Source organism: Pseudomonas fluorescens HK44 (assembly GCF_000217955.3).
In the GTDB taxonomy this organism is placed as follows: domain Bacteria; phylum Pseudomonadota; class Gammaproteobacteria; order Pseudomonadales; family Pseudomonadaceae; genus Aquipseudomonas; species Aquipseudomonas fluorescens_AQ.
The window spans coordinates 24,206-40,256 of record NZ_AFOY02000001.1; the positions used below are offsets into that span (position 1 = coordinate 24,206).

Annotated in this window: 13 protein-coding genes; 10 read left to right on the forward strand and 3 right to left on the reverse strand. The window is 59.8% G+C overall.

Annotation, left to right across the window (positions count from 1 at the left end; genetic code table 11):
* Window positions 1–16 precede the first annotated feature (16 nt).
* The 5 genes from HK44_RS00145 (at window position 17) to HK44_RS00165 (ending at window position 5,624) form a co-directional block, all read left to right on the forward strand.
* Window positions 17–658 carry a tetratricopeptide repeat protein gene (locus HK44_RS00145; RefSeq protein WP_019693458.1) on the forward strand — a complete coding sequence of 214 codons (642 nt, stop codon included), beginning with the start codon at window positions 17–19 and terminating at the stop codon, window positions 656–658.
* The gene (bamB, locus tag HK44_RS00150; RefSeq protein ID WP_019693457.1) at window positions 651–1,802 is read left to right on the forward strand and encodes an outer membrane protein assembly factor BamB; all 1,152 of its coding nucleotides are present in this window, start codon (window positions 651–653) and stop codon (window positions 1,800–1,802) included. The genes HK44_RS00145 and bamB overlap by 8 nt, the downstream gene beginning before the upstream one ends.
* A gap of 143 nt (window positions 1,803–1,945) precedes the next feature.
* Window positions 1,946–3,409, forward strand: a complete 1,464-nt coding sequence (gene der / locus HK44_RS00155; protein ID WP_019693456.1) for a ribosome biogenesis GTPase Der — start codon at window positions 1,946–1,948, stop codon at window positions 3,407–3,409.
* 287 nt (window positions 3,410–3,696) lie between these two features.
* Entirely contained in the window at window positions 3,697–4,845 is a 1,149-nt protein-coding gene (locus HK44_RS00160) for a pyridoxal phosphate-dependent aminotransferase (protein WP_019693455.1), read from the forward strand.
* The gene (locus tag HK44_RS00165) at window positions 4,833–5,624 is read left to right on the forward strand and encodes an amidohydrolase (RefSeq protein ID WP_019693454.1); all 792 of its coding nucleotides are present in this window, start codon (window positions 4,833–4,835) and stop codon (window positions 5,622–5,624) included. The genes HK44_RS00160 and HK44_RS00165 overlap by 13 nt, the downstream gene beginning before the upstream one ends.
* A gap of 108 nt (window positions 5,625–5,732) precedes the next feature.
* On the opposite strand, the gene leuA is transcribed toward HK44_RS00165, so the two are convergent.
* The 3 genes from leuA to xseA all read right to left on the reverse strand — a co-directional run bounded on the left by leuA (window position 5,733) and on the right by xseA (window position 10,040).
* Complete coding sequence (gene leuA, locus HK44_RS00170; protein ID WP_019693453.1) at window positions 5,733–7,412, reverse strand: 2-isopropylmalate synthase; 1,680 nt, start codon at window positions 7,410–7,412, stop codon at window positions 5,733–5,735.
* 423 nt (window positions 7,413–7,835) lie between these two features.
* The gene (locus HK44_RS00175; RefSeq protein WP_019693452.1) at window positions 7,836–8,657 is read right to left on the reverse strand and encodes a M23 family metallopeptidase; all 822 of its coding nucleotides are present in this window, start codon (window positions 8,655–8,657) and stop codon (window positions 7,836–7,838) included.
* A gap of 3 nt (window positions 8,658–8,660) precedes the next feature.
* Window positions 8,661–10,040: an exodeoxyribonuclease VII large subunit gene (gene xseA, locus HK44_RS00180; protein WP_019693451.1), complete on the reverse strand. Its 1,380-nt coding sequence runs from the start codon at window positions 10,038–10,040 to the stop codon at window positions 8,661–8,663.
* Window positions 10,041–10,220: 180 nt separating this feature from the next.
* On the opposite strand from xseA, the gene HK44_RS00185 reads away from it, so the two are divergent.
* The 5 genes from HK44_RS00185 to HK44_RS00205 all read left to right on the forward strand — a co-directional run.
* Window positions 10,221–10,988, forward strand: a complete 768-nt coding sequence (locus HK44_RS00185; protein ID WP_019693450.1) for a sulfite exporter TauE/SafE family protein — start codon at window positions 10,221–10,223, stop codon at window positions 10,986–10,988.
* A 165-nt stretch (window positions 10,989–11,153) separates the two neighbouring features.
* Entirely contained in the window at window positions 11,154–11,702 is a 549-nt protein-coding gene (locus HK44_RS00190) for a hypothetical protein (protein WP_019693449.1), read from the forward strand.
* A 117-nt stretch (window positions 11,703–11,819) separates the two neighbouring features.
* Window positions 11,820–13,289, forward strand: a complete 1,470-nt coding sequence (gene guaB, locus HK44_RS00195) for an IMP dehydrogenase (protein WP_019693448.1) — start codon at window positions 11,820–11,822, stop codon at window positions 13,287–13,289.
* 99 nt (window positions 13,290–13,388) lie between these two features.
* Window positions 13,389–14,966, forward strand: a complete 1,578-nt coding sequence (guaA, locus tag HK44_RS00200) for a glutamine-hydrolyzing GMP synthase (protein WP_019693447.1) — start codon at window positions 13,389–13,391, stop codon at window positions 14,964–14,966.
* A gap of 308 nt (window positions 14,967–15,274) precedes the next feature.
* On the forward strand, window positions 15,275–16,051 hold a 777-nt coding region (locus HK44_RS00205; RefSeq protein ID WP_024264642.1), incomplete at its 3' end, for a tyrosine-type recombinase/integrase.

The window sequence follows — 16,051 nt, forward strand, 5'->3', positions numbered from 1 at the left end:
AATAAGGAGTATTGGGGTGTCGAGTACCGAAGAGGAACATCTGGCGGAATTCAAAGACTGGTGGCAGCGTAACGGCAAACCTCTCGTGACCGGCGGCCTGTTGGCGCTGGTCATCGTGTTCGGCTGGCAGGCGTTTCACAAGTATCAGAGCAATCAGTCGCAAGGCGCCTCGATGCTTTACCAGCAACTGCTGGAAACCACGCTGACCCCGGACGGCAAGCCTGACGCGGCCCGTGTAGCCGACCTCGCAAACAAGCTCAACAGCGAGTTCGGCGGCACGGCTTACGCACAATACGGCAGCCTGTTCGTGGCGAAAGTCGCGGTCGACAGCGGCAAGCTGGATGACGCTGCAAGCCAGCTCAAGGCTGTGGCTGACAAACCCGTCAACCCGGCGCTGGGCGAAGTGGCGCGTCAGCGTCTGGCTCAGGTTCTGGCTGCACAGAACAAGGCTGACGAAGCACTGAAATTGCTCGAAGGTGATGCCGATCAGGCATTCCTGGCCACTCGCGAAGAGCTCAAGGGTGACCTGCTGGTCCAGTTGGGTCGTACCGATGAAGCCCATGCTGCTTATCAAAAAGCCAAGGCTGCGCTGTCGGATGAAGCAGCGGTCGGTGGCTTACAAATCAAGCTGGATGACCTGGCCAAAGGGGATGCGTGACGTGATCCGTTGGAAACATGCAGCATTGCTGGCTCTGGCCATTCTGGCCGCGGGTTGCAGCAGCAACAGCAAAAAAGAATTGCCGCCGGCCGAGCTGGTCAAGTTCAAAGAAGAAGTGGTCCTGCAAAAGCAGTGGAGCCGTTCGGTCGGTAACGGTCAGGGCGAAACCTACAACATGCTGGTGCCGGCCATCGATGGCAACACCATCTATGCTGCCGACGTCAAAGGCGTGGTGATGGCGCTCGATCGCATGAACGGCGACGTCAAATGGAAGAAAGATCTCGAACTGCCGGTGTCCGGCGCCGTTGGCGTGGGTTACGGTCTGGTCATGATCGGTACGCTCAAGGGCGAAGTGGTTGCCCTGGATGCAAGCTCCGGTGAAGAGAAATGGCGCGCTCGCGTGACCAGTGAAGTGCTCGCGCCGCCTGCCAACAACGGTGACGTGGTGGTCGTGCAAACCCAGGACGATCGGCTGATCGGTCTGGATGCTTCCACCGGTAACCAGCGCTGGTTGTATGACAGCACGCCTGCGGTCCTGACTCTGCGCGGCACCAGTGCGCCGATCGTGACCAACCACCTGGCGATTGCCGGTCTGTCGACCGGTAAAGTCGTGGCGCTGGATATCTCCAATGGCGTGCCGGTCTGGGAACAGCGCATTGCGATTCCACAGGGTCGCTCGGAGCTGGAGCGCGTGGTCGATATCGACGGTGGCCTGCTGCTGTCCGGCGACAAGATTTATGTCGCCAGCTATCAGGGGCGCGTAACGGCCCTGGACCTGCAAAGCGGTCGTCAGCTCTGGCAGCGTGATGCTTCCAGCTACGCCGGTGTCGCCCAAGGTTTCGGCAGCGTCTACATCAGCCTGTCTTCGGGCACTGTTGAAGGCGTCGACGAGCGTTCGACCACCTCCTTGTGGAGCAACGACTCGCTGGCCCGCCGTCAACTGTCGGCACCGGAAGTGTTCTCCAGCTACGTTGCAGTCGGTGACCTGGAAGGTTACCTGCACCTGCTGAGTCAGGTGGATGGTCGTTTCGTCGGCCGTGAACGCATCGACAGCGACGGCCTGCGTGCCCGTCCGCTGGTGGTGGGTGACATGATTTACGTGTATGGCAACAGCGGCAAACTGGAAGCCCTGACCATCAAGTAATGGTTTGACTATGCTTGGGGATAGCAATGTTCCCAGGCGGCCTTGTTTTACAAGGTTCGCAGTACATCAAGTGCTGCCCCGAGCACCAGCCGCTGCCTCGCAGCGGCTTTTGTATTTTCTGAAATAACGAAGTGGAGAGCCGCATGGTTCCCGTAATCGCCCTGGTGGGCCGACCGAACGTCGGCAAATCCACCATGTTCAACCGCCTGACCAAAAGCCGCGACGCTATTGTCGGCGACCTTTCCGGTCTGACCCGTGATCGCCAATACGGTGAGGCAAAGTGGCAAGGGCGCTCCTACATCCTGGTCGACACCGGTGGTATTTCCGGTGATGAGCACGGCATGGATGAAAAGATGGCCGAGCAGTCGCTGCTGGCTATCGAAGAAGCCGATGTCGTTCTGTTCCTGGTAGATGCCAAGGTTGGCTTCACCGCCGCCGACCAGATGATTGCCGAGCACTTGCGCAAGCGCAACAAACGCTCCCTGCTGGTGGCCAACAAGATCGACAACATCGATCCTGAAATGGCCCGCGCCGAATTCGCTCCGCTGGGCATGGGCCACGCCATTGGTGTGGCTGGTGCGCAAGGTCGCGGTGTCAACACACTGCTGGAAGCCGCCCTGAGCGAATTCCCGCGTGACACCGAAGAAGAGGATCTGAACGCTAACGTCGCCGAAGGCGAGGAAGCGGTACGGATTCCGGGTCCGAGCGAAAAAGATGGCATCAAGATCGCCATCATCGGTCGCCCGAACGTCGGCAAGTCGACCCTGGTCAACCGCATGCTTGGTGAAGACCGGGTAATCGTCTATGACCAACCCGGCACCACCCGCGACAGTATCTACATCCCGTTCGAGCGTAACGAAGAGAAGTACACGCTGATCGACACCGCGGGTGTGCGCAAGCGCGGCAAGATCCACGAGGAAGTTGAAAAGTTCTCGGTGGTCAAAACCCTGCAAGCGATCAAAGACGCCAACGTCGTGATCTTCGTGATGGACGCCCGTGAAGGCGTGGTTGACCACGACCTGAACCTGCTGGGGTTTGCCCTGGAAGCCGGTCGTGCCATCGTTATCGCGCTGAACAAGTGGGACGGCATGACGCCGTCCGAGCGTGATTTCGTGAAGATCGAGCTGGAGCGTCGGTTGTTCTTCGTCGACTTCGCCGATATCCACTTCATCTCGGCGCTGCACGGCACTGGCGTGGGCAACCTGTACCAGTCGGTACAGAACTCGTTCAAGTCGGCGATCACTCGCTGGCCGACCAACCGCCTGACCCAGATCCTCGAAGACGCGGTTGGCGAGCACGCGCCACCGATGGTCAACAACCGCCGGATCAAGCTGCGTTATGCCCACTTGGGTGGTGCCAACCCGCCGCTGATCGTGATCCACGGTAACCAGGTCGAGAAGGTTCCGAACTCTTACGTCCGTTACCTGGAAAACACTTACCGTCGCGTCTTGAAGCTGGTCGGTACGCCGATCCGCATCGAGTTCAAAGGTGGCGAGAACCCGTACGAAGGCAACAAGAACACGCTCACCGACCGTCAGGTCAACAAGAAGCGCCGCTTGATGACGCACCACAAGAAAGCCGACAAGAAGCGCCGCGACAAGCGCTGATTGATGCGCCGGCTCATCCAGATGGGCTCTTGTGGCGAGGGAGCTTGCTCCCGCTCGGCTGCGAAGCAGTCGTAAAATCACCTGAGGCGTTCTATCTGAATAACCTCGGTTTCAGGTTTTGGGGCCGCTTCGCGGCCCAGCGGGAGCAAGCTCCCTCGCCACAGGTGATGTGGTAGCTGTATTAGAAGAAGGGCGCCTATGGCGCCCTTTTTCGTGTCTGGCGTTTGAGCTATCCTCGGGCTCTCCCGCGCCGCCGTTAGCGCCGGGTGTTCAGTAGGGAATCACCGATGATCACCAGCAAGCTGCCGAATGTCGGCATCACAATCTTCACCCAAATGTCTCAGCTCGCGGCACAGACCGGCGCGCTCAACCTGTCCCAGGGCTTCCCCGATTTCGATGCTCCGCAAGCCTTGTGCGATGCGGTCGGCCGGCACATCGCCAATGGCCATAACCAGTACTCACCCATGACCGGCCTGCCGGCGCTGCGCCAGCAAGTGGCGGCGAAGATTGCTCGCAGCTATGGCGTGAGCGTCAATGCCGACACCGAGGTGACCATCACTCCCGGCGCGACTCAGGCAATCTTCTGTGCCATAGCGGCAGTTATCCACAGCGGAGACGAAGTGATCGTCTTCGATCCGGCCTACGACAGTTATGAGCCTTCGGTGGCGCTGGCTGGCGGTCGTTGCGTGCATGTGCCGTTGGGGGGGAAGGATTTCACCATCGACTTCCAGAAACTCGGCGAAGCGCTGAGCCCGCGCACGCGCATGATCATCCTCAACTCGCCGCATAACCCGAGTGGTGCGCTGATTTCGCGTGCCGAGCTGGATCAGTTGGCGGCATTGATCCGCGACCGCGATATCTATGTGATCAGCGACGAGGTGTATGAACACCTGGTGTTTGACGGCGTAGCGCATGCCAGCGTTTTGGCCCATGAAGAGCTGTACCGGCGCGCCTTCGTGGTCAGCTCGTTCGGCAAGACGTACCACGTCACTGGCTGGAAGACCGGCTACGTGGTCGCGCCACCGGCGCTCACGGAAGAACTGCGCAAGGTGCATCAATACGTCAGTTTCTGCGGTGTGACCCCGTTGCAGTACGCGCTGGCCGACTTCATGGCCGAGCATCCGGAGCATGTCGAAGAGTTGCCGGGTTTCTATCAGGCCAAGCGTGATCTGTTCTGTGATTTGCTGGCGCCTTCGCGGTTCAGCTTTACCAAGGCCACCGGGACCTATTTCCAGTTGGTCGACTATTCGCAGATCCGCCCGGACCTGAACGATGTCGAGATGGCCAAGTGGATGACGCGCGAGCATGGCGTGGCGGCGATCCCGATTTCGGTGTTCTACCAGAACCCTCTGCCGGAGCAGCGTCTGGTGCGCCTGTGTTTTGCCAAGCGTGAGGAGACGCTGCGTCAGGCAGCGGAGAAACTATGCGCGATCTGACCGCTTTGCCCAATCTGAACGTTGCGTTGATCCAGACCACATTGGCCTGGCATGACCGCAAGGCCAATCTTGAGCACTTCGGACAGTTGCTGGAGCAGGCCCGGGGCGCCGACCTGATCATCCTGCCGGAGATGTTCACCACTGGCTTCTCCATGGAGTCCGAGACCTTCGCCGAGCCGGAAAACGGGCCGACTAGCAAATGGTTGCGGGTTCAGGCTGCAAAACTCGATGCGGTGATCACTGGCAGCGTCATCGTCCAGGCCGCCGATGGCAGTCATCGCAATCGATTGTTGTGGGCGCAACCAGACGGTGAGGTCCTGCATTACGACAAGCGTCACCTGTTTCGCATGGCCGGCGAGCACAAGCATTACACCGCCGGTGAGCATCAGGTGCAGTTCGAGCTCAAGGGCTGGCGGGTGCGTCCGCTGATTTGCTATGACTTGCGTTTCCCGGTGTGGAGCCGCGATGCGCAAGACACCGATCTGCTGCTGTACACCGCCAACTGGCCGGGTGCACGGCGACAGCACTGGAACCGTTTGCTGCCGGCGCGGGCCATCGAGAACCTCTGCTATGTCGCGGCGGTGAACCGGATTGGCACCGACGGCAAGGGCTTTGCTTATACCGGTGATAGCCAGGTGCTGGATTTCCAGGGCGAGACGCTGCTCGGTGCCGGCGAGGCCGATGGGGTGTTTCAGGTCGTGCTGAGCGCTGCGGAGCTGGCGGCGTATCGCACGCGGTTCCCGGCGAATCTGGATGCCGATACCTTCGAACTCACCTGAGATTTTCGTTGCCTGATAGACCCCCATCACCGACAACACAAAGCTTGCAGGCACAAAAAAGGCCCCGGGGTTTTCACCTCGGGGCCTTTTGCGTTTCAGCGGGCGGGGTTACGCCGCTTTCGCTTCCGGCTGGCTCAGGGAGCGGTTCAGCGCGCTGAACAGGGCCTTGAAGCTGGCAGTGGTGATGTTTTCATCGATGCCCACGCCATGCACCGCACGCTCGCCGTTCACGCGCAGTTCAATGTAGGCCGCAGCCTTGGCATTGGTGCCTGCGCCAATGGCGTGTTCGTTGTAGTCCATGATCTCCACCGGGATCGGCAGGCCGGCCACCAGTGCTTCCAGGGCGCCGTTGCCCTTGCCACGCCAGTGCAGGTTGGTTTCGCCCTGGCCTTTGCTCGAGACTTCGACTTCGACGGCGCTGTGACCGTTTTCTTCCTGCAGGCGATGGCTGACCAGCGCGTACGGCGTGTTGGCCTGCAAGTACTCGCTGTGAAGCAGCGCGTGGATCTGTTGGGCAGTCATCTCGAGGCCCAGGCGATCGGTTTCGCGTTGTACCACCTGGCTGAATTCGATCTGCATGCGGCGCGGCAAGTTGATGCCGTATTCCTGTTCCAGCAGGTAAGCGATACCACCCTTGCCGGACTGGCTGTTGACGCGAATCACCGCCTCGTAGCTGCGACCGATGTCGGCCGGGTCAATCGGCAAGTACGGCACTTCCCACAGCTCGTCCGGCTTCTGCTGGGCGAAGCCCTTGCGGATGGCGTCCTGGTGGGAGCCGGAGAACGCGGTGTGAACCAGGTCGCCGACGTAGGGGTGACGCGGATGCACCGGAATCTGGTTGCACTCTTCAACGACTTTGCGCACGCCGTCGATGTCGGAGAAATCCAGCTCAGGGTCAACGCCCTGGGTGTAGAGGTTCAAGGCCACGGTCACCAGGTCAACGTTACCGGTACGCTCGCCGTTGCCGAACAGGCAGCCTTCGACGCGGTCGGCACCCGCCATCAGACCCAGCTCGGTGGCGGCAACGCCAGTGCCACGGTCGTTGTGGGTGTGCAAGCTGATGATCACGCTGTCACGACGGTTGATGTGACGGCCGAACCATTCGATCTGGTCGGCGTAGATGTTCGGTGTAGCGCATTCGACGGTGGCCGGCAGGTTGAGGATGACCTTGTGCGCAGGCGTCGGGTTCCAGACCTCGATCACCGCGTCGCAGACTTCCTTGGCGAATTCCAGCTCAGTGGCGCTGAACGTCTCTGGCGAGTATTCGAAGGTCCACTCGGTTTCCGGCTGCTGGGCGGCATATTTGACGAACAGCTTGGCGGCGTTCACGGCGATGGCCTTGATCCCGTCCTTGTCCTGATTGAAGACAATCCGGCGGAAGGAAGGGGAGGTCGCGTTGTAGAGGTGAACGATGGCTTTTTTCGCACCACGAAGGGATTCGAACGTCCGTTCGATCAGGTCTTCACGGCCCTGGGTCAGCACCTGGATAGTGGTGTCGTCCGGGATGTGGCCGCCTTCGATCAGGGTCCGCACGAAGTCGAAGTCGGTTTGCGAAGCGGCCGGGAACGAGGCTTCGATTTCTTTCACGCCCACTGCCACCAGGGTTTTCCAGAAGCGCAGCTTTTTCACGGCGTCCATTGGCTCGATCAGCGACTGGTTACCGTCGCGCAAGTCGGAGCTGCACCAGATCGGCGCGGCAGTGATGGTCTTCGATGGCCAGGTGCGATCCGGGATGTCGATAGTCGGGAAAGCGCGGTATTTCGAAGACGGGTCTTTGAGCATGCTCATCGGGAAATCCTTATTGTGTGGGCCGAAAAAAGGCGGCCTGCCGGTGGATCAAAAAAACGTTGGATAAAGCGTGGGACGAGGCACCGCGATTCAGCCCGGCAGTCGTGCGCTGACGAGGCACAGGCTGCGGTGCTGGCGAAGCTGAATGAGGGTGTGAGAGGTTTTCATGTCTTCAACCCTAACCGCGAGGGTGAAAGATGGCAAGCAGTCGAAAAACTTTGAGAGGAATACTCGAAAAATGTGTTTTTGCGAGATTTTATTCTGGGAATGACAGTATTGTTTGATAGGTATTGCGCGGACCGTTCGTCGTGCGCAATACCTGTAGGAGCAAGGCTTGCCCGCGATGAGCGATGACGCGGTGTATCTGTGACACCGCATCACGGCATTCGCGGGCAAGCCTTGCTCCTACGGGATTACGGTGACTTATGGCTGGAATGCGCCGATGAAAATCGCCGGGTCCACGCGGGCATCGTTCAGGCTGACGTTCCAGTGCATGTGCGGCCCGGTCGCACGACCGGTGGAGCCGACTTTGCCGACTACGCCCCCGCGCGCCAGTTGCTGGCCGACTTTTACGTCGATTTTCGACATATGGCAGAACATGCTGATAAAGCCCTGGCCGTGGTCGACGAATACCGTGTTGCCGTTAAAGAAGTAGTTGCCGATCAGGATCACCTTGCCGGCCGCCGGGGTCTTGATCGGCGTACCGGCCGGCACTGCGAAGTCCAGGCCAGCATGAGGATTGCGCTCTTCGCCGTTGAAGAACCGGCGCACACCGAACTTGCTCGACAGCGGACCGTTGACCGGTTTGTCCAGCAGCAGGTTGCTCGGCGTCACCGGGCTGAAACTGCGATAGGCGCGAACCTGCTCGTCCAGCTCAAAGTCGATGCGTTTCAGGTCGTCCGGGTTCGGATTGACCTGACGCTGGTTCTTCAAGGTGATGTGCTGTTCCGGGTACTGCTTGTTGCCGACCACGAAGCTCAGGTTTCGGCCTCCGCTACTGAGCTGCTGGTTGCCGGGTTTGGCGGTCAGGGGGACGCCGACAACCGCCAGCCAGTTGTTCTGTTCCTTGACCACCAGCACCGGTTTGCCTTGGTAGCTGGCCTTGGGCGCCTGAGCCGAAGCGCCCAGGTCGACCACCGCCACACCGCCGGGCACCGGTTTGTTCAGCAGGCGGGTGATGTAGCTGTCGGCGTGGGCGTTGAAGGTCAGGCAAAGCAACAGCAGCGGTGCAAGAAAACGCGGCATGGATCAATCCAGTAAAGAAAGGGTGACGGGCGTCAGGTGGTTGTCTTCGACCCGGACCTGCAATTGGCCTTCGCCGAGTCTGGCTTTCAGGCGTTGGCCGTTTTGAGTCTGCGCGGCGCTGCGGATCGCGTTGCCGCGTTCATCGAGCAAAATGCTGTAGCCTCGGCCCAGTGTCGCCAACGGGCTGACCACATGTAGGGTTTGCATTTGGGTTTGCAGTTGCAGGCGACGGGCCTTCAAACCTTCGCGCATCGAACGCGGCAGGCGTTCGGCGAGGCTGTTGAGGCGCTGGCGCAGCAGCGCCAATTGCCGTCCCGGATGTTGCCCGGCGAGGCGGGTCTCCAGGCGAATCAGTCGTTCGCGACGGGTATTGAGGCTGCGTTCGAAAGCCCGACGCAGGCGCATGTCCAGGTCGTCCAGACGTTGCGCTTGCTGGCGCAGGCGTTCGCCCGGATGGCGCAAGCGACGCGACATGCCTTCCAGGCGCAGGCGATCACGCATCAAACGGTCGCGGATGCGCATCACCAGACGCCGATGCAGGCTTTCGACCCGGCGCACCAGATCGCTGGAATCCGGTGCCAGCAGCTCAGCGGCGGCTGACGGTGTCGGCGCACGGACGTCGGCCACGAAGTCGCTGATCGACACATCGGTTTCATGGCCGACGGCGCTGACAATCGGGGTGACGCAAGCATCCACCGCGCGGGCCACGGCTTCTTCGTTGAAGCACCAGAGGTCTTCCAGCGAGCCGCCGCCACGGGCGAGGATCAGCGCATCGAAACCGCGGGCGTCGGCCAGTTTCAGTGCGCGGACAATCTGCGCGGTGGCTTCGCGGCCTTGCACGGCAGTGGGGATCAGGGTCAGCACCACTTGCGGCGCACGGCGGCGGAATACGCTGATGATGTCGCGAATCACCGCGCCGGTCGGCGAACTGATGATGCCGATGCGTTGCGGGTGTGCCGGCAGCGGCACTTTGCGTTCTGCACTGAACAGGCCTTCGGCGCTGAGTTTTTCCTTCAGCGCATCGAACGCCAGGCGCAGCGCACCGTCACCGGCAGGCTCCACGGTGTCGAGAATCAGCTGATAGTCGCCACGCCCTTCAAACAGCGATACCTTGCCCCGGACCTTCACGGCCAGGCCATCCTTCAGCGCCTGACGAACCCGCGCAGCGTTCTGCCGGAACAGCGCGCAACGCACCTGGGCGCCGCTGTCCTTGAGGGTGAAATAGATGTGGCCGGACGCCGGGCGGGCGAGGTTGGAGATTTCGCCTTCGACCCAGATGTTGCTGAACACGTCTTCGAGCAACACCCGCGCGCGGCCGTTGAGCTGGCTGACCGTCAGGACTTCTCGGTCCAGGCCGAGTCTTGCAAAGGGATCTTTAATCATGGGGCGCAGTTTAAAGGCATTCGGCGATCAATCTCCATGTGTCCGCGAAAAACCCTTGTGGGAGCGAGCCTGCTCGCGAGGCGGATGAACTTTCAACATTAATGTGGCTGACACACCGTATTCGCGAGCAGGCTCGCACAGGGGGTAAAGTCGTCAGTGGTATTCAAGGAAGACGGGGGAATGAACGTGCTTGAGTTATTGAATCAATGGGCCTTCGGCGCCATGGACTGGCTGGTGATCGGGCTGGGTATCAGCCTGGCGTACATCGTCTTCGGCATCGCAGGGTTTGGTACGGCGCTGGTGGCTGGCCCGATCCTGATTCTGTTCATGCCGCTGTCGAAGATCGTGCCGTTGTTGGTGCTGCTGGATTTTATCGCGGCATTCGGCAATCTGCTGCCGTCGCGGCGCGATGTCGCCAGGCCCGAGTTGTTGCGATTGCTGCCGTGCATGGCGGTGGGGTGCACGTTGGGAGTGATCTTCCTGCTGAACCTCAAATCGAATCTGTTGCTGCTATTGATGGGGCTGTTTATCAGCGCGTATGCGATTTACAGCTTGTGGGTGAAAGCCCGACCGACGCAGTTGGCTGCCGCGTGGGCGATCCCGATGGGCACGGTGGGCGGAATGTTTGGGGCGTTGTTTGGCAGTGGCGGCTTTTTATATGCCATCTATCTGAACAGCCGCTTGCCCAAGGATGAGGCCCGCGCCACGCAAAGTGCGTTGATCAGCTGCAGCACGGTGGTGCGTTTGAGCCTGTTCACGATTGCCGGGGTCTATGCCGAGCTACCCTTGTTGGTGCTGGCGGTGTGTTTGTTGCCGGCAATGGCGCTGGGGCTATGGACCGGTCGACGGTTGACGATGAGGTTGTCTCGGGAAGCCTTTGTGCGGCTGGTGACCTGGCTGGTGCTGGCCAGTGGCATTGCCTTGATCGTCAGGTATCTGAACACTTGACCTGAGCCTGTCAGGGATTAAGCTGCCGGCCGCAAATCCTGTGGGAGCGAGCCTGCTCGCGAATAGGCCATCACAGGTAAAATCGAGGTTGCCTGATCTACCGCCATCGCGAGCAGGCTCGCTCCCACAGGGATAATCTTCAGTGTTTGCAACAGGGCTGCACCCATGAACTCGCAAAGCATTATCGTCCCGAAAATCTCCACACTGCCGGTGCACGAACCTCGGGCGCGGGCGATTGTGCGGTGGCTGGTGCGCAAGAACATCATTGAAGAACAACTCACCACCTGCGGTCGTACCGGCAATCGCATGGCCCACGCCATCGCACCGGGCGCACGGGCGGTGGTGTTGCATCCCGAAGCGCTGCCGTTTGGCGAGCCGATCAATGGGCTGGAAATCATCACCAAGCGCTGCATCTATACACCGGCCAAGGGCTTTCTCGAAGAAGCCGGCTGTGCCGAATGCCGTAAGGAGATCGGCGAAGCGCTGTTCGAAAGCCTGGAAGACTGGATGCCGGGGCGCACTGACAACTTCATCTGCCCGGAATGTGGGCATGAAGACGACATCAACGGTTTTCTGTTCCTGCAGGAATGCGGCTTCTCGAACCTGGGCTTTATCTTCAATAACTGGGCCGAGGCCGGGTTCAAGCAGAGCTTCATCGACGAGTTCGCCGAATGGCTCGACCTGCCGGTGAGTTGGGTCAAGGTAGAGTTGTAGGGGGCCGTGTTACCCGTATATCAGTAATGCCAATAATAGACAGACTTTTACATTGAGCCGGCGGGGGTGTCTGAGTATAATGGCGCGCTTCCATTTTCCCGCTCGGGAGCCCCCGCGATGCTGCGTATCAGCCAAGAAGCTCTGACCTTCGACGACATTCTTTTAGTGCCCGGTTATTCCGAGGTGCTTCCTAACGAAGTCAGTCTCAAAACCCGCCTTACCCGTGGCATCGAGCTGAATATTCCACTGGTTTCCGCTGCCATGGACACCGTCACTGAAGCCCGTCTGGCCATTGCCATGGCTCAGGAAGGTGGCATCGGCATCATCCACAAGAACATGACCATCGAGCAGCAAGCTGCCGAAGTGCGCAAGGTCAAGCGGTACGAGGCCGGCGTGGTCAAGGACCCGATCACTATCGAGGCTGACGCCACGGTTCGTGAGCTGTTCGAACTGACCCGCATGCACAACATCTCCGGCGTTCCGGTCCTGCACGATGGCGACCTGGTCGGCATCGTCACGTCCCGTGACGTGCGTTTCGAGAACCGTCTGGACGCCACTGTCCGTGAAGTGATGACGCCTAAAGAGCGTCTGGTCACGGTCAAGGAAGGCGCCAACAAGAACGATGTGCGCGAGTTGTTGCACAAGCACCGTATCGAGCGCGTGCTGATCGTCGACGATAAATTTGCCCTCAAAGGCATGATGACCGTCAACGACATCGAAAAAGCCAAGGCCTACCCACTGGCCAGCAAGGACGACCAGGGTCGTCTGCGTGTCGGCGCAGCGGTCGGTACCGGTAAAGACACCGGCGATCGCGTGGCGGCACTGGTTGCTGCCGGCGTTGACGTGGTGGTGGTCGACACTGCCCACGGTCACTCCAAAGGCGTGATCGACCGTGTTCGCTGGGTCAAACAGAATTTCCCTGAAGTCCAGGTGATCGGCGGCAACATTGCCACCGGCGCTGCTGCCAAGGCCTTGGCCGAAGCGGGCGCGGACGCCGTCAAGGTCGGCATCGGCCCTGGCTCGATCTGCACCACCCGTATCGTTGCCGGTGTCGGCGTGCCGCAAATCAGCGCCATCGCCAACGTCGCCGCTGCCCTTGAAGGCACTGGCGTTCCGTTGATCGCCGACGGCGGTATCCGTTTCTCCGGTGACCTGTCCAAGGCCATCGTTGCCGGTGCTTCCTGCGTGATGATGGGCTCGATGTTCGCCGGTACCGAAGAAGCGCCGGGCGAGATCGAACTGTTCCAGGGCCGTTCGTACAAGGCTTACCGTGGCATGGGTTCGCTGGGCGCCATGTCCCAGGCTCAAGGCTCTTCCGACCGTTACTTCCAGGACTCCTCGGCAGGCGCCGAGAAACTGGTTCCGGAAGGTATCGAAGGGCGTGTTCCGTACAAGGGCACCCTGAGCGCCATCATCCATCAATTGATGGGCGGCCTGCGTTCTTCCATGGGCTACACCGGTAGCGCCAACATCGAAGAAATGCGTACCAAGCCAGAGTTCGTGCGCATCACCGGCGCCGGCATGGCGGAATCTCATGTCCACGACGTGCAGATCACCAAAGAAGCGCCAAACTACCGCGTAGGTTGAACCTTCAAGCAAATCGTTAAGCAACCGGGGCTGTTCTATTCAGCCCCGAGTTGTTTCTGAATCACGACTGTTTTTGAATTACTTAGACGAGACTGAATCATGGCCCTCGACATTCACGCTCACCGCATCCTGATCCTCGACTTCGGTTCCCAGTACACCCAACTGATCGCCCGTCGCGTGCGTGAAATCGGTGTTTACTGCGAACTGCACCCGTTCGACATGGACGACGAAGCGATTCGCGAATTCGCGCCGAAAGGGATCATCCTCGCCGGCGGCCCCGAGTCCGTACACGTCGCCGACAGCCCTCGCGCACCACAAGCCGTGTTTGACCTGGGCGTACCGGTTTTCGGTATCTGCTACGGCATGCAGACCATGGCCGAGCAGATGGGTGGCAAGGTTGAAGGCTCCGAACTGCGTGAGTTCGGTTACGCCCGTGTCGACGTCGTCGGCAAGAGCCGTCTGCTGGACGGCATCGAAGACCACATCGACGCCGATGGCCTGTTCGGTCTCGACGTGTGGATGAGCCACGGTGACAAGGTCACCAAGATGCCAGAGGATTTCCACATCCTGGCCAGTACCCCGAGCTGCCCGATTGCCGGCATGTTCGACGATGCTCGCGGCTACTACGGCGTGCAGTTCCACCCGGAAGTGACCCACACCAAGCAGGGGGGGCGCATCCTCTCGCGCTTCATCCTCGACATCTGCGGCTGCGAAGCCCTGTGGACGCCTTCGAAGATTGCTGAAGACGCCATCGCTCAGGTCCGCGCCCAGGTCGGCACCGACAACGTACTGCTCGGCCTGTCCGGCGGCGTTGACTCCTCGGTGGTTGCCGCGTTGCTGCACAAAGCCATCGGCGACCAACTGACCTGCGTCTTCGTCGACAACGGCCTGCTGCGTCTGCACGAAGGCGAGCAGGTGATGGCCATGTTCGCCGAGAACATGGGCGTCAAGGTGATCCGCGCCAACGCCGAAGAGCAGTTCCTGAACAACCTGGCAGGCGAAAGCGACCCTGAGAAGAAACGCAAGATCATCGGCCGTACCTTCATCGACGTGTTCGATGCCCAGTCCAACAAACTGGACAACATCAAGTACCTGGCCCAGGGCACCATCTACCCGGACGTGATCGAGTCGGCTGGCGCGAAAAGCGGCAAGGCGCACGTGATCAAGTCGCACCACAACGTGGGTGGCTTGCCGGAAGAAATGAACCTCAAGCTGGTTGAACCGCTGCGCGAGCTGTTCAAGGATGAAGTCCGTCGTCTGGGCCTGGAACTCGGCCTGCCGTACGACATGGTCTACCGTCACCCATTCCCGGGCCCGGGCCTGGGCGTGCGGATCCTCGGTGAAGTGAAGAAGGAATACGCCGACCTGCTGCGTCGCGCCGACCACATCTTCATCGAAGAGCTGCGTAAAGCCGACTGGTACCACAAGGTCAGCCAGGCGTTCGTGGTGTTCCAGCCGGTGAAATCGGTAGGCGTGGTGGGTGACGGCCGTCGTTACGCCTGGGTTGTCGCCCTGCGTGCGGTAGAAACCATCGACTTCATGACCGCACGTTGGGCTCACCTGCCTTACGAGCTGCTGGAAACCGTCAGCGGCCGGATCATCAATGAAATCGAAGGCATCTCCCGCGTGACTTACGACGTGTCGAGCAAGCCGCCAGCGACGATCGAGTGGGAATGATTGGAAGTCCGGCATTGTCCGGCACCAACTAGCAAGAAATGCCCTGAAGCCCGCGTAACTGTGGGCTTTTGGCTTTTTGGGTCTGGCAAGTTCTGGCAGCTTTTTGCATCGCCAAGCACCGTGTTTATGTGGCATGGTACGGGGCATTGACTGAGCCCAATGCCATGCTCGGTGCTCGATACCATGTCGCCTCGGTAGGAATGTGCATGGTATCAAACCTCATCATCTGCCCGGTTTCATTGGGCTTTCTCGTGGTGCGTGGGTGCTTTTCTGAGCATGGTATTTTTTACGTGGAATCCGTGACCTCCATGCTGACCGATACCAAGCTGCGCAACCTCAAACCGAAAGAAAAACTCTACAAGGTGAACGACCGCGACGGACTTTACGTGGCCGTCACCGCTGCGGGGTCAATCTCGTTTCGATACAACTACTCCATCAGCGGCCGTCAGGAGACCATGACGTTCGGCCGCTATGGCGTGGGTGGCATCACACTTGCGGAAGCCCGAGAGCGCTTGGGTGAAGCTAAAAAAATGGTTTCGGCTGGTAGATCACCTGCCAAAGAGAAAGCCCGTGACAAGGCTCGTATCAAGGGTGCAGAGACGTTTGATGCGTGGGCCGAGAAATGGCTACGCGGGTATCAGATGGCCGACTCTACGCGTGACATGCGCCGCTCAGTTTACGAGCGCGAGCTCAAGCCGAAATTTGGCAATCAGAAACTGGTAGAAATCAACCATGAGGACCTGCGAACGCTAACCGATGCAATCGTAGAGCGAGGCGCCCCGGCAACGGCGGTGCACTCTCGTGAGATCGTGATGCAGGTCTTCCGTTGGGCAATCGAGCGTGGTCAGAAGGTTGAGAACCCAGCTGATATGGTACGTCCTACGAGCATTGCTAAATTCGAGCCTCGTGACCGTGCTTTGACCCCTGATGAAATCGCTTTGATGTATCAATACATGGATCGTATTGGCACCGCGTCATCTGTGAGAGCTGCGGCTAAGCTGCTGTTGCTCACCATGGTGCGCAAAAGTGAGCTGACCAACGCGACCTGGAGTGAGATTAATTTCAGCGAGGCCCTCTGGACCATC